The sequence below is a fragment of the Caulobacter sp. 602-1 genome (genome assembly GCF_003931565.1).
Lineage (GTDB): Bacteria > Pseudomonadota > Alphaproteobacteria > Caulobacterales > Caulobacteraceae > Caulobacter.
Window position 1 is genome coordinate 275927 of sequence record NZ_RRYI01000003.1, and the last position, 25200, is coordinate 301126.

At 68.1% G+C, this 25200-nt stretch carries 22 protein-coding genes; 3 read left to right on the forward strand and 19 right to left on the reverse strand.

Going from position 1 to position 25200, the window contains the following annotated elements; all coding sequences use genetic code 11:
• Positions 1-127: 127 nt before the first annotated feature.
• The 5 genes from EIK80_RS10255 to EIK80_RS10275 all read right to left on the reverse strand — a co-directional run bounded on the left by EIK80_RS10255 (position 128) and on the right by EIK80_RS10275 (position 5494).
• Complete coding sequence (locus EIK80_RS10255; protein ID WP_125156887.1) at positions 128-1288, reverse strand: patatin-like phospholipase family protein; 1161 nt, start codon at positions 1286-1288, stop codon at positions 128-130.
• Between the two features lie 119 nt (positions 1289-1407).
• Positions 1408-2376, reverse strand: a complete 969-nt coding sequence (locus tag EIK80_RS10260) for an AraC family transcriptional regulator (protein ID WP_125156888.1) — start codon at positions 2374-2376, stop codon at positions 1408-1410.
• 4 nt (positions 2377-2380) lie between these two features.
• Positions 2381-3457, reverse strand: a complete 1077-nt coding sequence (locus EIK80_RS10265) for an acetamidase/formamidase family protein (RefSeq protein WP_125156889.1) — start codon at positions 3455-3457, stop codon at positions 2381-2383.
• A 13-nt stretch (positions 3458-3470) separates the two neighbouring features.
• Positions 3471-4274 carry a 4,5-DOPA dioxygenase extradiol gene (gene ygiD, locus EIK80_RS10270; protein ID WP_125156890.1) on the reverse strand — a complete coding sequence of 268 codons (804 nt, stop codon included), beginning with the start codon at positions 4272-4274 and terminating at the stop codon, positions 3471-3473.
• Entirely contained in the window at positions 4271-5494 is a 1224-nt protein-coding gene (locus tag EIK80_RS10275; RefSeq protein WP_199743441.1) for an aromatic ring-hydroxylating dioxygenase subunit alpha, read from the reverse strand. Before EIK80_RS10275 ends, ygiD begins: the two co-directional genes overlap by 4 nt.
• Positions 5495-5766: 272 nt before the next feature.
• On the opposite strand from EIK80_RS10275, the gene EIK80_RS10280 reads away from it, so the two are divergent.
• Genes EIK80_RS10280 through EIK80_RS10290 form a run of 3 tightly spaced genes read left to right on the forward strand, consistent with a single transcriptional unit; the run spans position 5767 to position 7988 of the window.
• Positions 5767-6624 (forward strand): TauD/TfdA family dioxygenase, encoded by an 858-nt coding sequence (locus EIK80_RS10280; protein WP_125156891.1) that lies wholly within the window; start codon positions 5767-5769, stop codon positions 6622-6624.
• Between the two features lie 22 nt (positions 6625-6646).
• Complete coding sequence (locus EIK80_RS10285; protein WP_125156892.1) at positions 6647-7480, forward strand: oxidoreductase; 834 nt, start codon at positions 6647-6649, stop codon at positions 7478-7480.
• A 22-nt stretch (positions 7481-7502) separates the two neighbouring features.
• Positions 7503-7988 carry a VOC family protein gene (locus tag EIK80_RS10290; RefSeq protein WP_125156893.1) on the forward strand — a complete coding sequence of 162 codons (486 nt, stop codon included), beginning with the start codon at positions 7503-7505 and terminating at the stop codon, positions 7986-7988.
• Here EIK80_RS10290 and EIK80_RS10295 read toward each other — a convergent pair whose 3' ends face one another.
• From EIK80_RS10295 to kdpB, 14 genes are all read right to left on the reverse strand, one after another.
• Positions 7989-8798 (reverse strand): NAD(P)-dependent oxidoreductase, encoded by an 810-nt coding sequence (locus tag EIK80_RS10295; RefSeq protein ID WP_125156894.1) that lies wholly within the window; start codon positions 8796-8798, stop codon positions 7989-7991.
• The gene (locus tag EIK80_RS10300) at positions 8795-9607 is read right to left on the reverse strand and encodes a TauD/TfdA family dioxygenase (RefSeq protein ID WP_125156895.1); all 813 of its coding nucleotides are present in this window, start codon (positions 9605-9607) and stop codon (positions 8795-8797) included. The genes EIK80_RS10295 and EIK80_RS10300 overlap by 4 nt, the downstream gene beginning before the upstream one ends.
• Before the next feature lie 15 nt (positions 9608-9622).
• Entirely contained in the window at positions 9623-10117 is a 495-nt protein-coding gene (locus EIK80_RS10305) for a flavin reductase family protein (RefSeq protein WP_125156896.1), read from the reverse strand.
• Positions 10117-11502 (reverse strand): peptidase M20, encoded by a 1386-nt coding sequence (locus EIK80_RS10310; RefSeq protein WP_125156897.1) that lies wholly within the window; start codon positions 11500-11502, stop codon positions 10117-10119. Before EIK80_RS10310 ends, EIK80_RS10305 begins: the two co-directional genes overlap by 1 nt.
• 3 nt (positions 11503-11505) lie before the next feature.
• A complete protein-coding gene (locus EIK80_RS10315; protein WP_125156898.1) occupies positions 11506-12150 on the reverse strand; it encodes a cysteine hydrolase in 645 nt (214 codons plus the stop codon).
• Between the two features lie 20 nt (positions 12151-12170).
• On the reverse strand, positions 12171-13235 hold the full coding sequence (locus tag EIK80_RS10320) for an LLM class flavin-dependent oxidoreductase (RefSeq protein ID WP_125156899.1): 1065 nt from the start codon (positions 13233-13235) through the stop codon (positions 12171-12173).
• Positions 13236-13259: 24 nt separating this feature from the next.
• Positions 13260-14564, reverse strand: coding sequence for a CynX/NimT family MFS transporter (locus EIK80_RS10325; RefSeq protein ID WP_125156900.1), 1305 nt, complete (start codon positions 14562-14564; stop codon positions 13260-13262).
• A gap of 61 nt (positions 14565-14625) precedes the next feature.
• Positions 14626-17040, reverse strand: a complete 2415-nt coding sequence (locus tag EIK80_RS10330; protein ID WP_125156901.1) for a TonB-dependent siderophore receptor — start codon at positions 17038-17040, stop codon at positions 14626-14628.
• 272 nt (positions 17041-17312) lie between these two features.
• Positions 17313-18143: a DUF4118 domain-containing protein gene (locus EIK80_RS10335; protein WP_125156902.1), complete on the reverse strand. Its 831-nt coding sequence runs from the start codon at positions 18141-18143 to the stop codon at positions 17313-17315.
• 149 nt (positions 18144-18292) lie between these two features.
• Positions 18293-18976, reverse strand: a complete 684-nt coding sequence (locus EIK80_RS10340; protein ID WP_125156903.1) for a response regulator — start codon at positions 18974-18976, stop codon at positions 18293-18295.
• A gap of 4 nt (positions 18977-18980) precedes the next feature.
• Entirely contained in the window at positions 18981-21683 is a 2703-nt protein-coding gene (locus EIK80_RS10345) for a sensor histidine kinase KdpD (RefSeq protein ID WP_125156904.1), read from the reverse strand.
• Positions 21684-22262, reverse strand: coding sequence for a potassium-transporting ATPase subunit KdpC (gene kdpC / locus EIK80_RS10350; RefSeq protein WP_125156905.1), 579 nt, complete (start codon positions 22260-22262; stop codon positions 21684-21686).
• 12 nt (positions 22263-22274) lie between these two features.
• Positions 22275-22979: a TorF family putative porin gene (locus EIK80_RS10355; protein WP_125156906.1), complete on the reverse strand. Its 705-nt coding sequence runs from the start codon at positions 22977-22979 to the stop codon at positions 22275-22277.
• A 137-nt stretch (positions 22980-23116) separates the two neighbouring features.
• Complete coding sequence (kdpB, locus tag EIK80_RS10360; RefSeq protein ID WP_125157338.1) at positions 23117-25177, reverse strand: potassium-transporting ATPase subunit KdpB; 2061 nt, start codon at positions 25175-25177, stop codon at positions 23117-23119.
• Positions 25178-25200: the final 23 nt, after the last annotated feature.

Here is a 25200-nt window from a genome sequence, read left to right on the forward strand (position 1 = left end):
ATCGATGTTCAACCGGCTTGAAAATCCTACCGGAGGCGAACCTCGGCGGAAAGCGGCGGAGCTACGGCCCGCAAGGCGAGGCCGATCCTCCTCATCGCTGGCGCGCGCTTCGCCGAGCGCGGAAGCGTCACAGCGCGTTGAGGAACTCTTCCCATGGCTCCAGACGCACCGCGGGGTTTTTCCAGAAGTCCGCCTTCGCGGCGGCCGCTCGGCCGGCCTCGAAGGAGGCTTTCATGGCTTCGGTGTCGAAGTCGAGCATGGAGCCGTTGGCGGTCGCGGCAGGGCGGGCGGGGATCGAGGCGACGCTCAAGGGGATGTTGTTGCCTATGCAGAACGTGGTCGCGACATTCAGCGCCTGACGATAGGAGACCCGTAGCATCGTGTCGAAGCTGCGGATCAGGACGCCCGGCAGACTCGGTGATGTCGTGCGCGGCGATGGATCGATCACCGTGTTGATGAGGACGTGGACGCGACCGCGCCGCAGTCGCCGGCCGACCCGCAGCCAATGCAGCAGGGCTTCGGGCAGGATGAACAGCGGCGTGGTGACGCCGCCGTCGACGTGCAGTTCGTCGAAGAACTGGCCGTCCGCTTCGCAGTGGATCAGCCGCGGCGGAAACAGGCCCGGCAGGCTGGCCGAGGCGGCGAGAACCAGCCGGAACATCTCCACGGCGGAGGATCCGCCCCGGCGCGCGATCTCGCCCATGTCCCAGATGGACGGACGCTGGCTGTCGAGATCGGTGGTGGCGATCAGCAGGCGGCGGTCGCGGCCATGTTCCGCGGCGACGGCGTCGACCAGAGCCTCGTCGATGAACGGAGCGATCAAACCATCAAGGCTCTCGGCGCTCAGCAGCCCACCCTGGAGCACGCCCGCGAGCGCCGTCCACCGGAACTGTTCGGCCGCCCGCCCTCCGGTATAGGCCTCCTTAAGCCGCTCGTCCCACGCGGGGCCCAGAAAGGCGAACGGCGCGATCAGGGCGCCCGTGCTCACCCCGGTGACGATGTCGAACCGGGGACGGCATCCGGCCTGGCCAAGACCCACCAAGGCGCCGGCGCCATAGGCTCCGCCCGCCGCGCCGCCCGAGATCGCCAGAACGTTGAATTCGTCGCCGCCCAGCCGAGGCTGGGGAAGCGCCAGGCGGTCGGCGGCGGCCCGGAGCGAGACTTCCGCTTCCTCGAAACTCAGTCGCGCGCCCGCGAAGCCGCTGGGTTGGGCCGCCGGCGATGGCGGCGCGGGCAGGCGGCGAGACCAGAGTTCGTCAAGCGCCCAATCAAACTTGTGATCCGACACCGCGGCCTCGCCCTGAGCGTCCAAGAGCGAAGCTCGATCGCCCGGGAATGATGAAACCCAACCTTATGCGCGCATCCCTTGATCAAGGTCAAAGCGGGAGCACTTTGGCGGCGGCGACCTCAGTTCAAGGCCTCGGCGTCGGCATGACCGCGGCCCTGCCTGAACTCGCGAGGCGACAGGCCGTACTGCTCGCGAAAGGCCCGGCTGAAGTGGGCCGAGCCGTTGAAGCCCCAGCGGAAGCAGATCTCCGAGATCGACAGCCGGGCGTGCTGTGGGCTGGCGAGATCGATCCGGCACCGCTCCAGCCGGCGCGATCGCAGATAGTGGCTGAAGGTCTCGTTGGCCGAGGCGAACAGCTTTTGCACGTAGCGTGGCGAGACCCCCTCCTCGTCCGCGACACGCCGCAGCGACAGCTCGGCGTCGGGCAACAAGGTCTCGATGGTCTGGCAAAGTCGCTGCAGGTGCGCGGTCGGGGTCGTCGTCTCATAGGCGTCGGAGACCGCCGCCCCCTGCTCGAGCAGGCATTGCGCGAGAAACTCCGTAAAGGCCAGGTCCACCGGCCGCAGTTGGTCGACGGAAAGGTTCTCCAGTTCCTCGGCGGTCGCGCGCAGCAGGCTCGAGAGGATGCGCGGCACGCCCTTGGATCCGTCCAGCCAGCCGACCCGCAGGTTGAAGGGCCGGATCAGCCGGTGGTCCAGCGCCACGCGTGGCGCGCGCACGAACAGGAGCCGCGAGCGGGTGTCGAGCCGCAAGGCCGCCGCCTGTCCCGTCGGGCCGAAGGCGATGTCGCCCGCCCCGACGCTGACCGCCAGCTCGTCGGTGACCAGCGTGGCTTCGCCATGCAGCAGGACCGCCAGCCAGATCGCCGCCGGCTGCGCCGTGAGGCGGCCGGCGATCGTCTGGGCGCCGGCCTCGACCAGAGCGAATTCGATCCCCAGCGGCGAGGTCAGGCAGACGACCGACGCCGCCGCAGGCTCGTTGTCCGACAGTCCCTCGATCGGCAGGCCCAGGCGGCTCATCGCCTCGCGCCAGGCCTCCGCGCGCTCGGCGCGGGGATGGCTTTCGGTGCTGAACGACCAGGCCTTCATGGGTCTATGCCTTGAGCTTTGGAAAGATGTCGCGCGGGATCCTGACGTGGCAGCCTTGGGTGCCGTCGACCACCTGGGTGACCCCGAAGTCGGCCGCCACGCTCATCAGCGAATAGGCGTCGTTCTTGGACAGGCCGACCTGGTCGCTGAGCAGGCTCAGCATCTTGGTCGAGGCGTCGCGCATGGCCAGGTTCAGGTCTTCGTTGAAGCCGTGGACGATCCACCACTTGGGGGTCTCCAGCAGCGGACCGGGCGTCTGGATGTCCTTGCGCAGCACGATCTGCATCAGGACGTTCAGCGAGCTCTCGATGGCCGTGCCGGACAGCTCGCCGTCGCCCTGGCTGACATGCGGGTCGCCGATCGAGAACAGCCCGCCATCGACCTGCACCGTGTAGTACATCGTGGCCCCCGCCCCGATGCGCCAGTTGTCGATGTTGCCGCCGTGCTCGCCGGGCGGGATGGTGCTGACGCGGCCGTCGACGGCGGGCGCCACGCCCGCGGTGCCCAGGTGCGGCCGGGCCGGAATCCGGATCCCCTTCAGGGCTGGTTGGCGGTCGCACTCGGGACAATGGGTGATCGTGCCCGGGATCAGGTACTTGCCCTCGAAGTCGTAGGCGTAGAGGGCGCTGGCGGTGTTGGTGTTCGGATCCAGCTCGTAGATCGTCACCCGCTCCTTCTCGCCGAACTCCTTGTAGAGATAGCCCCAGTTGGCCGCGAGGTTGGAGCCGTAGTTGTTGCGCGGAACCATGCGCAGGTAGCGCACCTCCAGCACGTCCCCAGGCTTGGCGCCTTCGACATGGATGGGCCCCGTCATGATGTGGACGCCCGGGTTGCGGTCTTCCTCGGGGATCTCCTTGAAGATCCGGGTGACGCCTTCGTCCATCATCAACTCAGGCGCGTCGCCGGCGTGGTGGGTGATGGCCTCGGCCTGAACGAGGTCGCCGCTCTTGATCCGCAGCGACGGCGGGGTCGACGGATCGAAATAGCCCCAGTGCACCGTCTGGGGCGTGGCCTTCAGGGTGTGCAGGGCGCCGGGAATGACGTCGGGACGGGTCTGGCCGGGTTCACAGATGAAGGGCATCGGGTCTCGGTCCTCAGACGCTGGCCAAATGGGGGGTGGAGAGCGTGACCGAGGTCATGCTCAGCGAGCCGTGCTCGATATGGTCGGGGGCGAAGGTCGGGACGTCACCGGGCAGGCGCGCGCCCAGCACGTACAGCAGCGGCCAGTAGTGGTCGGGCGTCGGCACGGAGCGCTTGGCGTCCTGGCCCTGGCTCTCGAAGTCGACGGCGCGCTGCGGGGCGTCCTCGGCGATGGCGGTCTTGATGTAGTCATTGAACCGCTGCGACCAGTCGTAGGGCGCGCAGTTCCGGTCGCCCCAGTCCATGGCCGGCAGGTTGTGGACGATGTTGCCGGTGCCGACAATCAGCACGCCCTCGTCGCGCAGGGGCGCCAGGCGCTGGCCGATCTCGAAGTGCCAGGCCGGCGGCTTGGTCGCGTCCATGCTGAGCTGCACCACCGGCACGTCGGCGTCCGGGAACGCCTTGCCCAGCACCGACCAGGTTCCGTGGTCCAGGCCCCAGCCACTCTCGTCCAGGGCTACAGGCGTAGGACTGAGGACCTCGCGCACCCGCGCGGCCAGCTCGGGCGAGCCGGGCGCCGGATATTGCTGGTCGAACAACGCCTTGGGAAAGGACGCCCCGAAGTCGTGGATGGTGCGCGGCCTAGTCATGGCCGTCACCGCGACCCCGCGCGTCAGCCAGTGGGCCGAGACGCAGAGGATCGCCTTGGGCTTTCCGACCGCGTCGCCCATGGCCTTCCAGGCCCGCGTGGTGTCGTTGGTCTCCAGCGCGATCATCGGGCTGCCGTGACCGAAGAAGATGACGGGCAGACGGCTCACGCGGCGGCCTCCGTATTGGCCGGGGCAGGCGCGTCGCCGGCTTTCAGGGCGGCCCAGGCCTTCTGGTAGCGCGGCGTGAGCCAGCGGTTGAACTGCACCTGCGCGCCCTCCTGCCACGAGTAGCGGCCGCGGATGGCGAAGCGCGAGCGCAGGCCCTGCTGGACCAGCTCGTCGACATGCATGTCCTGGGCGATGATCTTGCCGGCCGAGGTCATGATCATCTCGAGGCGCTCCTCGAAACCGGGGCTCTCCGTGGCGCCGGGGGCCACGAGGATTCCCGTGTCCTGCTCCATGGTCTCGGGACCGGTCGGACGCAGGATCAGGTAGATGACCATGTCGCTGGTCATCACCAGCGACAGCGTCGGCGGGATGTTGGCGAAGGTGGCGCGGTTGCGGTCCTCGTCCGTCAGGTTCGGGAACACCGGCAACACCGCCTTCTGCGTTGGGTTGAAGCTGGCGTCGGCGTGCAGGGTGCCGTTGTAGCGCAGGAAGCCGGCGTCGCCCTCGCCCGCCTCGGGGAAGCTGCACAGCTCGCTCGGGATGAAGTCGTGCAACGGGCCCCGGTGTAGCTTGCTGGCGTGGTAGCCGTCGTTGTTGTTCTCGAACATGACCTTCCAGTTCCAGGCGAACTGACCGGTCATCGGCGGGGAGAGGCCATCGGCGTTCGAAAGGTCGTAGTTGGCCACCGCCGCCTCTACGGCCGTCAGGCGCGGCGTCAGCGGCGGGGCCTCGGCGTCGAAGTTGATGAAGATGAAGCCGAGCCAGACCTCGACCTTGAAGGTCGGGAGCTTGATGGCCTTTTTGTCGAAGTCGCAGGTCCGCTCCATGGCCGGGGCGTTCACCAGGTCGCCGTTCAGCGAATAGACCCAGTGGTGATAGGGGCAGACGAAGCCGCGCGTATTGCCTCGGCCCTCGGCCACCAGCATGGCGCGGTGCTGGCAGACCGCCGACATCGCCTTGATCTGGTTGTCGCGGTTGCGCGTGACGATGATCGGCTCGCCGATGATCCGCGTCGTGAAGAAGTCGCCGGGCTCTTTCACCCAGTCGACGCGGCCCACGCACAGCCATTCGTGATTGAACAGCGCCTCCTTCTCGAACTCGTAGAAGTCGGCGTCGACATAGCAGGCGGGCGGCAGGGTCTCGGCGGTGTCGACGTTCCGCATCGAGCGGGAAAGACCCTCGAAGAAGACGTCGCTAAGAAGGGGCGGCCGCGGGCTCATTGTGAAGCGCTCTGCAAGGGCGGAAGTCGACCATCACGCTAGGTCCGCACCGTGAGCCGGTCTTGCCTCAGCGCGCACGAAGAGTTGGTCAGCAACCGCCCTCCACGGCGCGACGCCGAGTTTGCGGGCGCTCGGCGCCCCGGCGACGCCTCCGGCGCCCAATCCGGGGTCACACCTGGCCCCGGCAAGAAAGCTGTCGTGCGCGTTGAGACAAGACCGCCACCCTCGCCGCGCCTAGGGTCATCTCGTGGACATCGCCCACGGAGGACGCCATGACGCCGACCGCAGACATCGCCATCAAGGACCTGAAGCCGGGCTTCGGGGCCGAGATCTCCGGCATCGATCTGGCCTCCGCCCCCGACGCGGCCCTCGACCAGGTCGTCGACACCTTCCACCGCCATGGCGCCATCGCCCTGCGCGACCAGAAGATGACGCCCGACGACCTGATGCGCTTCATCGGACGGTTCGGCGATCCGGAGGACCACACCCAGACCCGCTTCACCCTGCCGGGCTATCCGAAGATCTTCATCCTCAGCAACCGCCTGGTGGACGGCCAGCCGATCGGCGCCCACAACGACGGCGTGGGCTGGCACACCGACTACAGCTACAAGCCCGAGCCGGTCATGCTGACCATGCTCTACGCGGTGGAGGTGCCTGACGAAGGTTCCGACACCCTGCTGGCCGACGGTTGCGCGGCCTGGAACGCCCTGCCCGCCGACAAGCAGGCCATGCTGGAGGGCCTGCGGCTGCACCACAGCTACAAGCACTTCATGGCCACCCGCCAGTTCGGCCAGCAGCAGACCCTGTCGCCCGAACTGGAAGCGGCCAATCCCGACGTCGAGCACCCGCTGATCCGCACCCACCCCGCCGACGGCCGCAAGGCGCTGTGGCCCTCGACCGGCACGGTGACCGAGGTGATCGGCATGCCCGGCCCCGCGGGCCTGGCCCTGCTGGACGAGCTGGTCGAGTTCATGACCGAGGAGCGGTTCGTCTATCGCCACAAATGGCGGGTCGGCGACCTGCTGATGTGGGACAACCGCTGCACCCTGCACACCGGCACGCTGTACGACGACACCAAGTACATCCGGACCATGCACCGCCTTTGGGTGAAGGGCGACAAGCCTTACTGATCCCCCTTTCGGTGGAGTTGGCATGACCAAGACCTGGATGATCACCGGCGTTTCCGGCGGTCTGGGCCGAGAAATCGCCCGAGCCGCTCTGGAGCGGGGCGATATCGTCGTCGGCGCGATGCGCAGGCCCGAGGCCGTCGCCGCGTTCGAAGCCCTGGCGCCCGGCCGCGCCCATGGCGTCGTCATGGACGTCACCGACACGGCGGCCATAGCCGCCGCTGTCGCCAAGGCCGAGAGCGTGACCGGGACCCTCGACGTGCTGGTCAACAACGCCGGCTATGGCCTGGTCGGGGCGGTCGAAGAGGCGTCCCTGGACGAGGTTCGCGCCCAGTTCGAGGTCAACGTCTTCGGACCTCTTGCGGTCCTGAAGGCCGTCCTGCCCGCCATGCGCGCGCGTCGCGCGGGCCGGATCATCAACATCACCTCGGTCTCGGGCCTGGCCGTCTGGGCCGGCACGGGCGTCTACTGCGCCAGCAAATGGGCGTTGGAAGGCCTGACCCAAACCCTGGCCCAGGAGGTCGCCGATCTGGGAATCAAGGTGGTCAATGTCGCCCCCGGCGGGCTGCGCACGGACTTCGCCACGGGCTCCAAGGTCATCGTGGCCGACAAGCTCTCCGACTATGACGGCCTGGCCCGCGACGCCGAGCGGATCATGGCCGACCACGCCGGCCAGGAACCCGGCGACCCGTCCAAGGCCGCTAAGGCGATCCTGACGATCGCCGATGTCGAGGACCCGCCGATGCACCTGCTGCTGGGCGAGGACGCCCTGAAATACGCCGGCTACGCCGCCCAGGGCCTGGCCGCCGATATCGAGGCCTGGAAGACCCTGAGCCTCTCCACCAGCTTTGACGCCTGAAACCCGAACGCGAGCGCACGCCTTGACCAACACCCTGATCTTCGTCGACCTGGCCTCCGAAGACCCGTCCGAAGCCGGCGAGTTCTACGCCAAGGTGTTCGGCTGGCAGAACGACGCCCGCCCCGAGGGCGTCTATCACCGCATGGTGCCGGGCGGCTTCTTTAAGAAGCCCGACGGGACCGACAGCGAGATCGGCAACCTGCACCTGGGGATCTTCAAGGCCGCGAACGCCCGCCCCCATCCAGAGCCCGAAGGCGTCGAACCCCGCGCGCTGAGCACCGAAGGCCGCAAGCCACGCGTCTGGGTGCTGATCAGCGACGACGACAGCGCCGACCGCATCCTCGGGACCGCCGAGGACCTGGGCGCGACCGTGCTGTGGAAGAACCACTACTGGAAGGAGTTCAACGGCTACAACCACGCCTTCCGCGACCCCTGGGGCAACGAGATCGTGTTGTGGGGCAAGGCGGGTCCGGATCCGCAAGTGCCGGCGGATTTCACGCGGGAATAGTCAGTCGACGCGCCTGGGATCGCCGACGAAGTCCTTGGCGCAGTACCAGCCGCCCTGGAACGGGGCTGCGGCCGAGGCTTCGGGCGGGCTGGAGGCGATGACCGCCTCCGCCCAGTCCTCGGCGTTGTCGCGGGGTTCATAGCCCAGGAAGGCGACCGCCGAATTGTCCCAGAAGGTCCGCGTATTGGCCGACACGCCGTAGACGGTCGCGTAGCCGAAATCGGGCGCCTCGATCCCGCAACGGACCAGTTCGACCATGTCGCGCGGGCTGATCCACACGGCCAATTGGCGCGCGTCCGCCGGCCGCTCGCGATAGGCGCCGATGCGCAGGGAGAGCACCTGCAGGCCGAACTTGTCGGCGTACATCCGGCCCATCGCCTCGCCGAACACCTTGCTGACGCCGTAGTAGCTGTCTGGGCGCGGGACCAGCGTTTCGGCGGTCGGCGTCTCGCGCCGATGGAAACCGGCCGCGTGATGCGACGAGGCGAACAGCACCCGCTTCACGCCCGCGATCCGAGCGGCCTCGAACAGGTTGTGGACGCCGACAATGTTGGCCGGCAGCACCCGCGCCCAGGCGTTGGTCTCGGGCTCGACGGGCACGCCGGCCATGTGGACGACGCAGTCGATCCCGGCCATGGCGGCGACCAGACCGTCGAGATCCAGCAGGTCGACCCGCACGATCTCCTCGCCCGGGCCCGCCACCGACAGCGGCGCGATGTCGGCCAGTCGCATCAGGCCGTAGCGGCCGGCCAGCCCCTCCCGGAGCGCCGAGCCGATACCGCCGGCCGCGCCCAGCAGAAGAACGCTCAAACCGGCTTGTCGCCGGCGATCGTCACCCGATAGCCCGTGCGGGTGTCGGGGAAATAGTCCCAGATCGCCTGGTGCCAGGTGCAGCGGTTGTCCCAGAAGGCGACCGAGTTCGGCTTCCAGCGGAAGCGCACCTGAAAGTCCGGATTGCTGGCGTGCTGGTAGAGGAAGTTCAGGATCGCGTTGCTCTCGGCTTTGGACAGGCCGGCGATGTGGGTCGTGTAGGACGGATTGACGAACAGACTCTTGCGGCCGCTGACCGGGTGGGTGCGCACGACCGGGTGGGTGGAGCAATTGTACTTACGGTCGATGTCCGGAAAGATCGCCTTGTAGACGGGATTGGCGTCGTGCACCGCCGACAGGCCTTCCAGATAGGCCTTCATCCGGTCCGACAGGGTATCATAGGCCCAGTACATGCTGGCGAAGCAGGTGTCGCCGCCGTCGTCGGGCAGGACCTTCATGTAGAGGATGCTGCCCAGCGGCGGCTCGGGATCGCAGGTCAGGTCCGAGTGCCAGTTCTCGCCCGCCACGAACTTGGAATTGGCGTCGGCGTGGATGGCGACGATCTCGGGGTGGTCGGGCAGGCCCGGCACGCCCGAGTGGATGGCCAGGTTCCCGAACTTGCGGCCGAAGTCCTTGTGGGCGTCGTGCGACATCTCCTGGTCGCGGAAAAAGATCACCTGGTGCTGGGTCAGGGCCTGGTGGATCTCTTCGAACTGACGGTTCGAGAGCGGCTTGCCCAGGTCGACGCCGAAGATCTCCGCGCCGATCCGGCGGGTCATGGGCTTCACGTCGAGCACGTCGTAGGCCATGCGGCGCAACTCCAACTATGCGTTCAGAAAGCCGCCGCGCACGTAGACGAGCGGCGTCTTGGTTTCGTCGGTGACCACGCGCAGCACGCGCCCGACCAGGATCTCGTGATCGCCGCCGTCGTGGGCGTCGCGCAGTTCGCACTCGATGGCCGTCACGCAGCCGGCCAGCAGCGGCGCGCCGCACATCCCGGCCTCGACGGCCGTGAGGGCGAAGCGATCGTCGGCCCCGCTCTTGGCGAAGCGGTAGGCTAGGTCGCCCTGCTCCCGGGCCAGGATGTTGACGCAGAACGTCCGCGCCTGGCTCAGCGCCGCCAGGGTGCGGCTGTCGCGCTTGAGGCAGACCATGATCAGCGGCGGGTCCATCGACACCGAGCTGAAGGCGCTAACCGTCGTGCCGACCAGGCGGCCGTCATGGCAAGTGGTCACCACCGTCACCCCCGCCGCGAAACTGCCCATGGCCCTGCGGAAATCGGCCGGCTCCGGCGCGTGGTGTCGAGGCGCGGCGCTCATCACGCGTCCCCGAACGGGTTGTCGGGATAGACCGCCGACGCCGGTCGCCTGGCGGCCTCGTCGGGGCCCGCGCGCCCGCAGATCGCCAGGGCCGTCAGGGCGTAGATGAGAGCGCTGTCGACCAGGTCCTTCGGTGTCGGCCGCCAGCGGCGGAAGCCGGTGGTGATGGCCGGAATCCGGTGCATGTTGAAGACGTTGTGGTCTCGCCACATGCTGGAATAGACCGGATTGGCCAGGGCGACGGGATGGCCGAGACCCAGCTGGGTGGCCACGTCCACAGCGCCGACCAGAGGGGCCACCTCGGCGGCGTCGGCCTCGAAGCCGTGGCGCACCACGACCGGCTCGATGTCGATGCGGCCGAGGCCCGCCTCGCGGACCATGGCCTCCAGCGAATGCTGGACATCGGCCACCCGTTGCTTGGGCGTCAGGCCCACCTCCAGATAGAGGTTCACCAGCTCGGTCCCCGCCCCGAAGGCATAGGGAATGCCGCCCCGGATCGAGGCGATCTGCGACTTGGGCTGGGCCACGCCGCCAGGGCTGTCGTAGCGGCTCTTCTTTTCGTATTCGCCGCTCCAGGCATGGATCGCCTCGGTCAGCTTGCCGATCTTGTAGATCGGGTTGGGGTGCTGGGCCGCCGTGGCCGGATGCTCCAGGAGCGGCGTGAAGACCCCCTCGCCCCAGACCTGGAACCGGAACACCGCATAGCCGCAGCCGACCCAGGTCAGGCCGAAGTCGCAGCCCTCGGCGGCGATGGCGTAGTCGGGCGCGACGCCGCCGTGATGGAACAGGTAGTGGGCCCCGATGTCCTTGCCCATATAGGCCACGCCCCGGTGCTCCTCGATCGGCTCGGGGCCGATCTCGCCGGGGCAGGCGGTCAGGTACATCTTGCCGGCCAGCTCATAGCCGGCCTTCTTCAGCGCCTTGGCCGCGATCAGAAAGCAGCTCATCGGCCCGCGGTCGTTGGCGATCGGGTAGCCATAGAGCTTGCCGTCCTCCAGCCAGCACTTCTCCCACTCGGGATTGGCCAGGGTGTCGGGGCTGTACTTGTAGGCGTCGAGGTCGGGGTTCCAGGTCGGCGCCTCGGTGTCGAGGTGGGCTGTGAACAGCAGGTTCTTGCCGACACCCTTGCCGCCGTGCGTGCCGATGATGTTGGGTCGCTCAGGCGTCGCCCCGACCTTGCGCGGCGAGAAGCCCTCGCGCGCCATCCAGTCGTGGACGTAGTTGGCGACCTCCAGTTCCTTGCCGGACGGCGCGGGAATGTTGCCCAGGGTCAGGGCCAGCTCGACGATCTCGGCCTCGTCGATGGCGGCGGCGATCGCCGCGCGATCGACCTCGGTGACCTGGTAGGGGGCGCTGGCGCCCAGGTTCGGAAATCCATCGGCCATGGGTCAGACGCTCCAGGCGCGCGCGATCGCGTTCGTGTCGGTCAGGATCGCGCTGTTCAGTTCCATCACCTTCAGCGAGGCGGCGTGGATGTCGGCCTCGTAGGCGGCGCAGGCGTCGGCGGCGACGAAGACGTGATAGTCCAGGCTGAAGGCGTCGCGGACGGTGCTGTCGACGCAGCACTCGGTGGTCAGGCCCGCCACGACCAGGGTGTCGACGCCGAGCGCCTTCAGCCGCGCGTCGAGCTCGGCGCCGCCGAAGCCGCTGTAGCGCGTCTTCTTCACCACCGTCTCGCCCGGCAAGGGCTTGGGGCCGTAGAAGTCCGAGCCGACCTCGCCCTCGCGGCACAAGGCGCTCTCGTTGTCCGGATCGCCGCCGCGACGGCGCATGCGCTCCTTCCAGCTCGGCGAGTCCGTCTCCGGCGATGTGAAAAGGCCAACGAAGATGACCGGAACCCGCGCTTGCCGCGCCGCGTCGACCAGACGCTCGGCGGCGGCCACGGCGGGCTGGACCGCGGCCATGTCGACATACTGCCCCAGCGCGCCGTCGGGCGAGGCGAAGTCCACCTGGATGTCGATGACCAGCACCGCCGTACGCGACGGCGCGATCCAGACGGCCAACCCCTCCCCGGCCGCAGCGACGGAGGTCACCTCTGGCGAACTCTGGGCATTCACGAGAACACCGCCCGCAGGCCTGGCAGGATCTCGGCGCCGAACATGGTCAGTCCCTCGACATAGTCGGGGAAGATCATCATCAGGCCGTCCAGCTCGCAGTAGCGCAGGAACTCCTCGATCTGGTCGCCGCAGGTCTTGGGCGAACCGACCACGGTGTGGGTCATGAACGCGCCCTGGGCCGCCGCCACGGTCGAGAGCTTCTCGGCCGGCACGCCCCAGCTTTCCAGCATGGCCAGGATGGCGCCCATGTCGGCGCCGCTCTTGTAGTATTCGACCTTGGCCTCGGCCTCGGCGTCGGTGTCGCCGTGGATCACCGTGCACATGGCGAAGGTCTTGATGGTCTTGCCCATGCCCTCGGCCGCCTTCTTGGCCCGCAGCGAGGCGTCGCGGCGCTCGTCCGGCGTGCGACCGCCGATGAAGCAGATGTCGGCCTCGCGCACCGAGAACTGGAAGCCCCGATCGCTCATCCCCGCGCAGACGAGGTCCGGACGCGGCTTGGACAACGGCTTGGGCTTGGACTGGCAATCCTTCATCGTGAAGTACTTGCCCTGGAAGTCGACGCTGTCCTCCGACCACAGGCGCTTGACGATGGCGGTCCATTCCTCGGTCAGGGCGTAGCGGTCGTCGTGGGTCATGGAGTCGTCCCACGCCCCCATCTGATCGAACTCGCCCTTGTAGGCGCCGGCGACGATGTTGAGGCCCGCGCGGCCGCCGCTGATGTGGTCGAGGGTGGCGATCATCTTGGCCGCCACCGCCGGGTTCTGGAGCAGCGGATGGATGGTCGCCCAGATCTTCACGTTCTTGGTGGCCTCGGCGATGCCGGCCATCATGGTGACGGACTCCAGGGCCGTGCCCCAGTGGTCGGTCTCGCCGCCGAAGCCGCGGAACTTGCCCATCGACATGACGAAATCCATGCCGACCTCGTCGGCCTTCACGGCCGCCGCGCGGTTCTGCGCATAGAGGCCGTCGAGCGTCGGCGCGGTCTTGGAGATGATCCAGCCGCCGTTGGCGACGGGCAGGAAGACCCCGAAATCCTTGTGCTGGGAAGGACGGTGGAACATGACTTGTCTCCTGATCCCTAAACTCTAGGCGGCGTCGCGCAGCAGGACCGGCGCGGGGGCCGGAACCGGCGCGACCGTAGTCTCATCGACGGCCTTGCGCGGCGGACGCATGAACAGCGCGGCCACGAAGATCACGCCGATCACGGCGGCGAACACTTGGAAGGTCGGCGCGAAGCCGCCCAGTCGGTCTCGCATGAAGCCTCCGATAACGGGGCCAAGGGCCGACACCGCGCCGACCAGGCAGACCATCGAGAAGAGCTCCAGATTGTTCCTACGACCATAATAGTTCAGCAGAAGGATGCTGACGGCCAGCACGGTCATGCCGAAACCGACGCCGACGCCAAGGGCGAAGACCACCATCATCGGCCAAGTCGTGGCCCCGGCCAAGGCCAGCAGGCCGACGGCCATCATCCCCTGCGCGCCCGCCAGCAGCCAGCGCGGATCGACGCGATCTCCCAGCAGGCCGCCGCTCATGCGGGCGGCCACCTGCATCAGGGATTCCAGGCTCAGCGCCGCCACGGCGACGGTGGAGGCCACGCCGAGTTCGCCGAAGTGGCTGGGGGCCAGGCTGACGGCGGTGACCCCGCCCAGCAGGTGGGCGAAATAGGCCGCCAGGATCACGTAGAACTGCGGGGTGCGGATGGCTTCCTTCACCGTCCAGTCGACGGTGGTGCGATAGACGCGGGCGTTGGCGGGCTGGGCGGCGGCCTCCTCGGCCACGGCCTTGTCGGTCTCGACCGCCGCGCTCTCCAGCCAGGCCTTGCCGCCCACCAGGGCCGCGGCCAGGACTCCGACGACCGCCGAGGCGATGGCCTGCCAGGCCCAGTAAGGCCGCCAGGCGCCGCCGGCGATCTCCATGCCGGCCAGGGCCATCCAGGGTCCGACCACGCCCCCCAGCGAACCGATCGTGAAGTAGATCCCGAACGGCAGGGCGCGTTTCTTGAACAGCATCGACAGCAGGTGCGTGCCGGGAATCAGCGCCATCATCTGGTAGCCGACGCCCAGCAGCGCCGTACCGGTTAGATAAACCGGCAGGCCGTGGGCCATCGTCAGGCAGAGGAAGCCGGCGATCATCACGGCCGAGCCGGCGATGATCGTGGCCCGCACGCCGATCTTGCGGATCAGCAGGGCCGGCAGCCAGGACGAGCCGCCGCAGAAGGCGCCGAGCAAGGTGAAGCCCAGGAAGGCCGAGGCGAAGCTCCAGTGCTGCTCCTTGATCATGGCGGGCAACACCACGCCCAACGACGAGAACGTCGAGGCGGTGATCAGGAACAGCAGAAGGGAAAGAGCGCCCAGGAGGGTCCAGGAGCGCCATTGGATCGTCGACATCGCCATCGAGCCTCCGTGCAAGCTCGCGGCGCGTCCCTCGCGAGACGCGCCGCGCGGGGAACTAGAATTTCCGGGACAGGGTCACGCGCCACTCGCGGCCCTTGCTGGGCAGCGCGCCAAGGTTGGCGTAGCTGTCCGCGTCGGGCGTGAAGTAGAGCTTGTCGAACAGGTTATCGACATTGAGCGTGGCCGTGTACGGACCGTATTCGTAATAGACGCTGCCGCTGGCCAGCCAGTAGGCGGGATAGGTCACGGCGTTCTGGACGGTGCCCGCGGTCTTGGTCACGTGGGTGACGCCCAGCGTGCCGCCCACCTTGCCCCAGTCGTGGTCGTCGCTGGTGTAGGCGCCATAGAGGCTGACCACCGACTTCGGGATCAGGGTGTAGTCATAGTCGCCCGAGCGGCCCGGCAGGCTGCTGAACGCCCAGACCACATAGGTGCCGCCATAGGCCTGGGCGCCCGGCACGCCGGCGGTGTAGGCCGGGATGTACTGGAACGAGTTGTCGGGCCCCTTGACGGTCGTGTGCTGGGTGTTTCCCGAGAAGGTGAAGCTGAAGTTCTCGCTGGCCAGCCAGCGCACTTCCAGCTCCACGCCCTTGGCGCGCGTGCCGGTCGGGGTGCCGGTGATGCCGGTCAGCTGGGTGCGGTTCTGGCGATACCCCGCCAGCGAGCCGACCAGCGTGCCTTTCAGCCACTGGAACTTGAAACCGGCTTCAGCCAGGTCGCTGTTGGACAGCCAGGCGTCGCTGGGATCGGCCACCAGGCCCGGCGCGATATCGCCCGCCTGGCTCATCTCCAGGGCCGAGGCCTTGGCGTAGGTGATATAGGGCATGACGCCGCCCGGAGCCTTGTAGGTCGCGCTAGCGCTGTAGGTGAACTTGCCCTTGCTAGCCTTCTGCTGGCCGGCGATCTGGTAGCTGAGATAGCCCGTGTCGTTCGACTTGACGTCGTAGTCGTCGTAACGGCCGCCCAGCATCAGGTTCAGCTTCTCGCCGACCATGATGTCGGTCATCGCGAAGACGCCCGCCTGCTGCCACTCGCTCTTGTTGTCGTTCTCCCAAAGCAGGCCCTGCACCCCGGCGCCGGTCTCGGTCGAGAACGGGCTGTCGATGATGTCGGTGGGCGTCGCGCCGAAGCTGATGTCGCGACGGTCGAGAGCGATCAGGCCGCTGTTGTAGCTCTCCCGGCGGCGGCCCTCGAAGCTGCGATAGGAGGCGCCGACGAACGACTTGGAGGTGACGATCCCGGTATCGTAGGCGAAGTTGTAGGTCGCGCGCGCTTCCCACACCTTGCTGTCGAACCACGCCGGATAGCCGTAGCTGACGAAGCGCTTGTTCTCCTGGTCGTCGTAGAACAGCTGCAGCTTCAGAGCGCTGTCTGGCGTCAGCTCCTTGGCCAGGTCGAAATAGAAGGTGTTGGTGTTGGTCTTCGAAAAGTCCGCCCCGCTGATATAGACCGTGCGCGGATCCAGCTTGGTCGTGCCGACGCCGGTGTCCAGGGTGTGCAGATCGTTGGTCGACGGGAAGCCGTAATAGGCCAGGTACATGGCGCTGGAGTACGGGTAGAACCCGATCTCGTTCGGCGTCAGACGGCCGTTGCCGTCCGTGTCCCTCAGCGTCGTGTCGCGGCCGGTGATGTAGGTCTGGTTGTCGATCAGGTTCTGGGTCAGGCGGTTCCAGCCGGGCGTCTGAACGTCGCCGTCGGAGTGGTAGAGCATGCCGCCAAAGGCCGTCGTCCAGCCGTTGCCCAGGTCGAAGTCGGCCGAGACCTCGCCGGTCTGCCGGCGCGGATAGATCCCCTTGTAATAGCTGTGGGAGTCCTCGACCTCGCCATAGAAGTAGACTCCGCCGGTGACCGCGCCGAAATTGGCCGGCAAGCCCAGCTGGGCGGTCGCGTTCTTCTTGTTGTACGAGCCATAGGTCAGGGTGACCTCGCCGGTCGGCTCGGTCAGATAGCCGCCCTCGTTGCGGCCCGACTTCGGAATGAAGTTGAGCATCCCGCCCACCTTACCCGAGCCGTAGATCGGCGTCGGCGGGCCGCGCACGATCTGGATCTGGTCGGCCGCGCCGATCGGGGTCGAGTAGGTCCCGCGGTTCTCGATGCGCTTGAAGCCGCGGAAATAGTTCTCGGCCAGGGTGCCGCGAATGTTCAGCGCGCCAGGCACGCCGTAGAAGCTGGCCGTGTAGGTGCCGGGCGAGACGGCGGTCAGGCCGTCGATCGTCTCGATGCCATAGCGCTGCAGCGTCACGTCGCTGACGAAGCTGGCCGAGCGTGGCGTTTCCAGCAACGGCTTGTCGATGCCGAAGACGGTGTTGTTGGGCTGCTTCTCGAGCAACCCGGCCTTGTCACGCGCCTTGACGATCACCTCGTCGACGGTGTCGGACGGCGTGGTGGTTTCGTCAGCGAAAGCAGCCTGCGTCTGCGCCAGCAGGACTAGGGCGGAACAACCCGCCATCAGTAGCCGATAGGTCGACATGCGGTCCTCATTCGAGGCCGTCGCGCCCACCGCCTGCGGCGGTTATCCCCAGGTCGACGCCTCGGAACGATCATCCGCCGGTCCTGGCCGTCATCGAGGTCTGGCGCGTGACATTTCACTGAAAATGTCGCGCTCGCATGGATGTTGAGCCATCCGCGCGATTAAAGACCGCTCGCTGACCGGGAAACTTGCTTGAAGGCGAACCACACGGGCCCTAAAGCGTCCACCCGTTGATGTGGCCAGCCGCCCCGGCGCGCACCTGGCCCCTTCGGCTAAGCCTTGGACTGGACCACGCCCGCCAGCAAATAGGCGCCGACCAGTTCGACGTAGCGCTCGGCCGCCGCGCGCGCCTGTTCGCGGGGGCGGTCTTCGACGCCCAGCACCGCGGCCTGCCCTCCCGACGTCTTGACGGGCCAGAAGTCGAACCGCGCCGCGTCGAACGGGAAGGACTGCGCGCGGGTCGGCAGACCATTTTGCAGAGCCCAGCGCGCCGCCTCCTCATCGGCCTTGGAGAGCTTGGCCGCGTCCGTGCTGGCCCGGGCGCCGAGATCGCCGTCGCGCGCGATCGCGACGATCGCCGGCGCCTCGAAAATGCGGCTCAGGGTTTCGGCGGCCGCGATCGTGATCGCCGAGCTAGGCGCGCCCTCCACCACCTTGTGCGCCAGGCTCCTCAACGCCTCTGCGCGGCGCGCCTCGCGTTCGGCGTCGAGTCCGCGACGGCGCGAGCGCGCGGCAAGGCCGCTGGTCAAGACGGCGACGAGACCCAGAAGGGCTATCGCCCAGAGATCCGTCGGCGAGGCGACCGCCAAGGAATAGCGCGGAGTGACGAAGAACAGGTCGAACGCCGCGACCGAGGCGATGACCGAGAGCAATGCCGCGCCCAGATCATAGGCGATCGCGATCACCAGCACGGGAATGACGAAGACCAGCGCCAGGTTCGGCGCGGCGATGATGTGTTCGGCGAGGAAGGCGAAGATCGAAGCCAGCCCCACGGCGAGCAGCGCCACGACATAGCCCAGGAGCGAACCTGGCCGGGCGGGGAGCGCCGGCGCTGGCGGCGATGGGGACAGCGGCGTTTGAAGATCCATCGACTTGCTGAGCATCGGAAGCGTCCTGAAGGCCAACAAAACAAGAGCCTACGGCCGTTGCGCATAAAGGATCGATATGGATTTCGGCCCCGCCTCGCGCCAATGGAGCCCTTATGTCGGCCGGGCCTGCTCGCGGGGTCCCAGGCGGCTGGCCCGCCGGTCGGTCACGGGCTGTAGAAGCGGTAGCCCACGCCCGCTTCGGTCAAGATCAGCTTGGGATGGGCCGGGTCCGTTTCGAGCTTCTGACGCAGCTGGCCGATAAACACCCGCAGATATTGCGTGTCGTGCACATGCGCGGGTCCCCAGACCGAGACCAGCAGCTCCTTGTGGGTCAGCACCTTGCCGTGGCCCTGGGCCAGTCTCGACAGCAGGTCGTATTCGCGCGGCGACACCTTGACGATCTCGCCATCCCGCCTGACAAGCCGGCGCTCCAGGTCGATCTCGACCCCGCCCGCCCGGATCACGGTCTCACCGCCGGGGAAACGCTGACGTTGGCGCAGCGCCACGCGCAGGCGCGCCAGCAGCTCACCCACGCCGAAGGGCTTTTCCACATAGTCATTGGCGCCGCGGTCGAGCGAGTCGATCTTCTCGATCTCGCGGTCGCGGGCCGAGAGGATGATGATGGGTCCGTCGTAGAACGCTCTCGCCTGTTCCAGGACCGCCTTGCCGTCCATGTCAGGCAGGCCAAGGTCGAGCACGACCGCGTCCGGCGACCAGACCGCGATCCCCTTCAGGCCCGAGGCGCCGTCGTCAGCGCGAAGAGGATCGTAGCCGGCGGCGGTCAGCGCCGGCGCCAGGAAGCGATGGATTTGCGGCTCGTCGTCGACGATCAGAATACGCGGACGCATGGTCTCACAGCAGATTGTGATGGGTAGGCATGGCCTTGGGCAGGCTGATCAGCATCCGCGTGCCCTTCCCGTCGTGAATGGGACTGGCGGCGGCGATGCGGCCGCCCATCGCGTCGATGAACCCCTTGGCGATGGAGAGCCCCAGGCCCACCCCCTGGGTGCGATCGGTGGGTTCTTCCAGGCGCTGAAACTTGTCGAAGACGCGTTCGAGCTCGGCCGGCGGGATGCCCCTGCCCTCGTCCTCGATGCTGATCACGACATTGCCCCGGTCCTCGTAGGCGGCCATCTCGATCGCCGCCCCTGGCGGGCTGTAGGCGATGGCGTTCTCGAGGATATTGACCACCACCTGCTCGAGCAGGCTGGCGTCCGCCTGGACCAGCGTCAGGTCGGTCGGAAAGTCCCGGGTCAAGGCGCGACCGCCAAGACGTCGCGAGACCCGTTCGGCGGCGGCCGCCAGGACGTCGCGCACGTCGATCCAGTCGGTCCGCAGGCGCAGGGCGCCGCCCTCGAGCCGCGTCATGTCGAGAAGGTTGCCGACATAACGATTGAGACGTTCGGCCTCCTCGCCGATGCTGACCAGGAGGTCGTCGCGCGTATCGGGATCCATCGCCTTGCCGTAGCTCAGCAGGGTCGAGGACGCGCCCAGCACGGTCGAGAGCGGGGTGCGAAGATCGTGGCTTATCGAGCTCAGTAAGGCCGAGCGGAAACGATCGGCGCGCCGAAGACTTTCTGTCTCGACGGCCTCGGCGGCAAGCTCGGCGCGCTCCAATGCGGTGGCGCCCTGGTCGAGGAGGCCCAGGACCAGACGCTCCTCGTCGGATCCCGAAGCCATCGCCCCCGCCTCGACACCGGCGACACCGATCCGGCCGCGCGCGCCCTGCATGGGCCAGAAGGTCCAGGCCGTGTGCGGCAAGGTGCTGGTGCCGGCGCCGGCGGCCTCGCCCTTCTCCCACGCCCAACGCGCCGCGGCCATGGGCGCGGCCTGCAGCGGCTCGAGGCTCGGCGCCCCGGCGGCGGGTTCCAGTTCGCCGTCGCGCGACAGCAGGACGATGGCGCGCGCGCCGGCGGCGGCGGCGACCTGTTCGGCGAGCGCGCGCGCCACGGGCTCCCGCGCGGAAGCGCCCGACAGGGTGCGGGCGGCGGCTAGGAGGGTGGAGACGGCGGCGGCGCGGCGTTGCGAGCCTCGCGCCTGATCCCGCACCCGCCCCGCCAAGCCGCCGGTCGCCAAGGCCACGGCCCAGAACACGAAGAGCGTCAGGAAATCCGTCGGCGCCCCGATCTGGAAGCTGTAGCGCGGCGCGAGGAAGAAATAGTTGTAGACGAGGAACGCCACCGTCGCCGCCGCCAGGGCCGGCCTGAGGCCATGCAGCACGCCCGCCGCCAGGACGGCGGCCAGGAAGATCATCCCCAGGTCCACGCGGTCGAAAGCCGTGTCCAATCCCCAGGCCGCGAGCGTGGCGATGGCCACAAAACCCGCGCCGGTCAGATAGGCCTTCCAGTTGTCCCAGGCGAAAGGCTCCCTCTTGACCGCAGGGACATCCGTCGTATCGCGGACGGCCTCGGTGACGACGTGGATCGCCGCGCCCCTGGCCTCGCGCAGCAGGGCGGCGGCGAGGGAGCGCCCCAGTCGTTCGCGCCAGTTGCGCTCGACGGTCTTGCCGATGACGATCTGGGTGACGTTGTTGCGCCGCGCGTAGGCCATCACCGTGGCGACGATGTCATGGCCGTTCAACGCCACCGTGAGCCCGCCAAGCTGCTCGGCGAGCTTGAGCGCCTCGCGCAGGCGCGCGCTCCAGCGGGCCGGCGGCGGGGCGCGGTCGGTGCGCTCGACGTGGGCCACGGTCCAAGGCGCGTCCATCATCATGTCAGAGAGCCGGCGGCCGGCCCGCACGAGCGTGTTGGACATCGGGTCGCCGCTGACCAGCACCAGGATCCGCTCGCCCGCCGCCCAGGGCCCCTCGACGCCCTTCTCGCGCATGGCGGCGACCAGCTGGTCGTCGACGGTCTGGGCGGCGCGGCGCAGGGCCAGTTCGCGCAGGGCGGTGAGGTTCTCGACCTTGAAGAAGTTGTCGGCCGCCAGGCGCGCGGTCTCGGGCACATAGACCTTGCCCGCCGCCATCCGCTCGCGCAGTTCGTCGGGCGTGATGTCCACCAGTTCGATGTCGTCGGCCCGCGACAGGGCGCTGTCGGGCACCGTCTCGCGCTGCTGCACGCCGGTGATGCGCAGAACGACGTCGACTAGGCTCTCCAGGTGCTGGACGTTCAGGGTGGTCCAGACATCGATCCCCGCGGCCAGCAGTTCCTCGACATCCTGCCAGCGCTTGGGGTGGCGCGAGCCCGGCGCGTTGGAATGGGCGTATTCGTCGACCAGCAGCACCTTGGGCTTGCGAGCCAGGGCCGCGTCGATGTCGAACTCCAGATAGGCGCGCCCGCGATGCTCGATCGGCTTGCGCGGCAGGACGTCCATGCCGCGCAACAGGCTCTCGGTTTCGCGTCGTCCGTGGGTCTCGACGACGCCGATCAGGACGTCGACGCCCTCGGCCTTGCGGCGGCGAGCCGCGCGCAGCATCTCGTAGGTCTTGCCCACGCCCGGGGCCATGCCCAGAAACACCTTGAGGCGCCCCCGGCCCGCCTTGTTGGCGGCGGCCAGGAGCGCCTCGGGATCGGGACGCCCAGGTTCGGTGTGGGAGCGATCCTCGGTCGGCAACTAACCGTCCTTCGGGAAACGCGCGTCGAGCGCCCGGTTGACGGCCAGGACGTTCACCGCCGGCTGGCCGATAAAGCCCAGTAGCGGCGCCTTGGTGTGGGCGTCAATCACGGCCAGGACCTCGCCGACGGGCACGCCGCGGGCCTTGGCGACACGCGGGGCCTGGAACCGGGCGTTGGCCGGCGAGACGTCCGGATCCAGGCCCGAGGCCGAGGTGGTGACCGCATCGGCCGGGATCGCCACGCCGGGGTTTTCGACCCGCAGCGCCGCGGCGTCGGTCTTCTCGCGCTCGATCAGCTTGTCGTTCAGCGGGCCCATGTTGGAGCCGCTGGACGCCGAGGCGTCATAGCCGTTGCCGGCCGCGGAGGGACGCGGGTGCAGATATTCGGGCTTGGCGAAACCCTGGGCGATCAGAGAGGAACCGATCACCGTCCCCTTGGCGTCCTTGACTAGGCTGCCGTTGGCCTGGGCCGGGAACGCCGCCTGGGCCACCCCGGTCACGGCCAGGGGGTAGGCCAGGCCCAGCAGTCCCATGAACAGGACGCTGGAGACGATGGCCGGACGAAGATGCGAGAGCATGGTGGCGTCTCCTTAGAAGGCGGCCTTCAGCGAGATCACGGCGCGGCTGCCGTAGATCTTGCCGAAGCTGTGTTCGTCGGTGTCGTGGTAGCGCAGGTCGAGCGTCAGCGTGCTGTTCAGGGCGTAGGCCGCGCCGACGTTCCAGGTCGTGTAGTCGCCCGAGCCCTTGTAGGTCTGGCGGCCGACGGCGGCCGAGACCGACAGCTTATCGATGACCGGATAGCTGCCGTTGAGCTCGTAATAGACGGCCTCGTCGGCGGCGCCGAAGCTGTCGGGGCTGTAGAACACGGCCGCGCCCAGGGCGCCCTTGCCGGCCGGGATCGAGCCGGCGGCCTTGAACTCGACATTGCCGTAGTCGGCGCCCTTTGGCGCGCCGACATAACCGTAGTAGATCACGCCGAAATCCAGCGAGGCCGCGCCCAGGGTCGGCTTGTAGCCGGCGTAGAGGTCGACCTCTGCATCGGTCTTGTCCCCGAAGTCGACGTTAGAAGCCCAGGTCCCGGCGTAGAATTTGCCGGCGGCCAGATCGACACCGCCGAACACCTGCGGATCTTCCTGGGTCTGCGAGACGCCGCGGAACACGTAGTCCGAGGCGGCGCCGACATTGTAGCTGAGGGTGAAGGGCTTCTGAGCCGCGTCCTGGGCCGAGGCGCCTCCGGCCGAGAGGGCCAGGGCGCCGGTGGCGGCGATCAGGGCGGGGAAAGCAAACTTCGTCATGGCAGTCGTTCTTTCAGAACAGGATAGAGTGTGTTGAGGCTACGCGGAGGCGTAAGCCGCCAGGAAAACCAGCCCGATCGCCACGATCCCGAAGATCAGGTCCCTGACCATTGGATTTGGGGCGATCGGGCCGCGCATCAGGCCCATCCCAGGGTCGAGACGATCAGGTCGATCAGCTTGATGCCGGCGAACGGGGCCACGAGGCCGCCCAGGCCGTAGACCATCAGGTTGCGCGACAGGAGCTTGCCCGCGCCGATGGCGCGATACTTCACGCCCTTCAGGGCCAGGGGGATCAGAGCGACGATCACCAGGGCGTTGAAGATCACCGCCGACAGGATCGCGCTCTGCGGGCTGTGCAGCTTCATCACGTTCAGGGCGCCGAGCGCCGGCAGCGAGACCACGAACATCGCCGGGATGATGGCGAAGTACTTGGCCACGTCGTTGGCGATCGAGAAGGTGGTCAGGGCGCCGCGGGTGATCAGCATCTGCTTGCCGACCTCGACGATCTCGATGACCTTGGTCGGGTCGCTGTCGAGATCGACCATGTTGCCGGCCTCGCGCGCGGCCTGGGCGCCGGTCTGCATGGCCACGCCGACGTCGGCCTGGGCCAGGGCGGGGGCGTCGTTGGCGCCGTCGCCGCACATGGCCACCAGGCGTCCCTTGCCCTGCTCTTCCCGGATCAGCCGCAGCTTGTCCTCCGGCGTGGCCTCGGCCAGGAAGTCGTCGACGCCGGCCTCGGAGGCGATGGCCGCCGCGGTGACCGGATTGTCGCCGGTGATCATCACGGTGCGCAGGCCCATGCGGCGCAGGTCGGCGAAGCGTTCCTTGACGTTCGGCTTGACCACGTCCTTCAGGTGGATGACCCCGACCAGGACGCCATTCTCGCTGACGGCCAGCGGCGTGCCGCCCGAGCGGGCGATGCGATCGACGGCGGCGGTGACCTCCGCCGGAACCATCTTCGGATCCAGCGCCAGGCTCCGATAGACCGCGTCGACCGCGCCCTTGCGCCAGGACATGCCATTGGCGTCCAGGCCCGACTGGCGGGTGGTGGCGCTGAAGGCGATCGACGTGGCGTTCTGCGGCGCCTCGATGACGATCCCCTGGTTGCGACCCAGTTCGACGATCGAGCGGCCTTCCGGGGTTTCGTCGGCCAACGAAGCGCTGATGGCGGCGCGCAGCGCTGCTTCGGGACGCACGCCGGGGGCGGCGATCACTTCGGTGGCCATGCGGTTGCCGAAGGTGATGGTGCCGGTCTTGTCCAGCAGCAGGGTGTCGACGTCGCCAGCGGCCTCTACGGCGCGGCCCGAGGTGGCCAGCACGTTGTGCTTCATCAGCCGGTCCATGCCGGCGATGCCGACGGCGGACAGCAGACCGCCGATCGTGGTCGGGATCAGCGTGATGAACAGCGCGCCCAGCACGATCGGGTCCAGATTGACGCCCGAGAACTTGCCCAGGCCCAGCAGGGTGACGACCGCGATCAGGAAGATCAGGGTCAGGCCCGCGAGCAGCACGGCCAGGGCGATCTCATTCGGCGTCTTGCGACGGTCCGCGCCCTCGACCATGGCGATCATGCGGTCCAGGAACGTCGAGCCCGGCTGGGCGGTGACACGGACCTTGATCCAGTCCGAGACCACCGTGGTGCCGCCGGTGACGGCCGAGCGATCGCCGCCGCTTTCGCGGATGACCGGCGCGCTCTCGCCGGTGATGGCGGCCTCGTTGACGCTGGCCATGCCTTCGACGATTTCGCCATCGGTCGGGACGACGTCGCCAGCCTCGATCAGGATCAGCGAACCGGGGACCAGCTTGTGGGCCGGGGTCGGGGTGACGGCGCCGGTGGCTTCGTCGGTGATCAGCTTGGCGTTGGTAGTGACCCGGGTGGCGCGCAGGCTGTCGGCCGCGGCCTTGCCCCGGCCCTCGGCGACGCTTTCGGCCAGGTTGGCGAATAGCACGGTGGCCCATAGCCAGCCGGCGATCTGAATGGCGAAGCCGGCTGATTGATGGCTGGCGACCGCCGCGACGGCAGAGACCGTCGACAGCAAAGCCACGATCCAGGTGGCGAAGATCACCGGATTGCCGGTCAACTTGCGCGGGTCCAGCTTGACGAAGGCGTCCTTGGCCGCCCGGGTCATGATGGCCGGAGAGAGCCCGCCCGCCAGGGCGCCGGCCTTGCGCCGGCCCTCCCCGGCGCCGTTCCCCATGGGGGATTCAATGGTGGTCATGA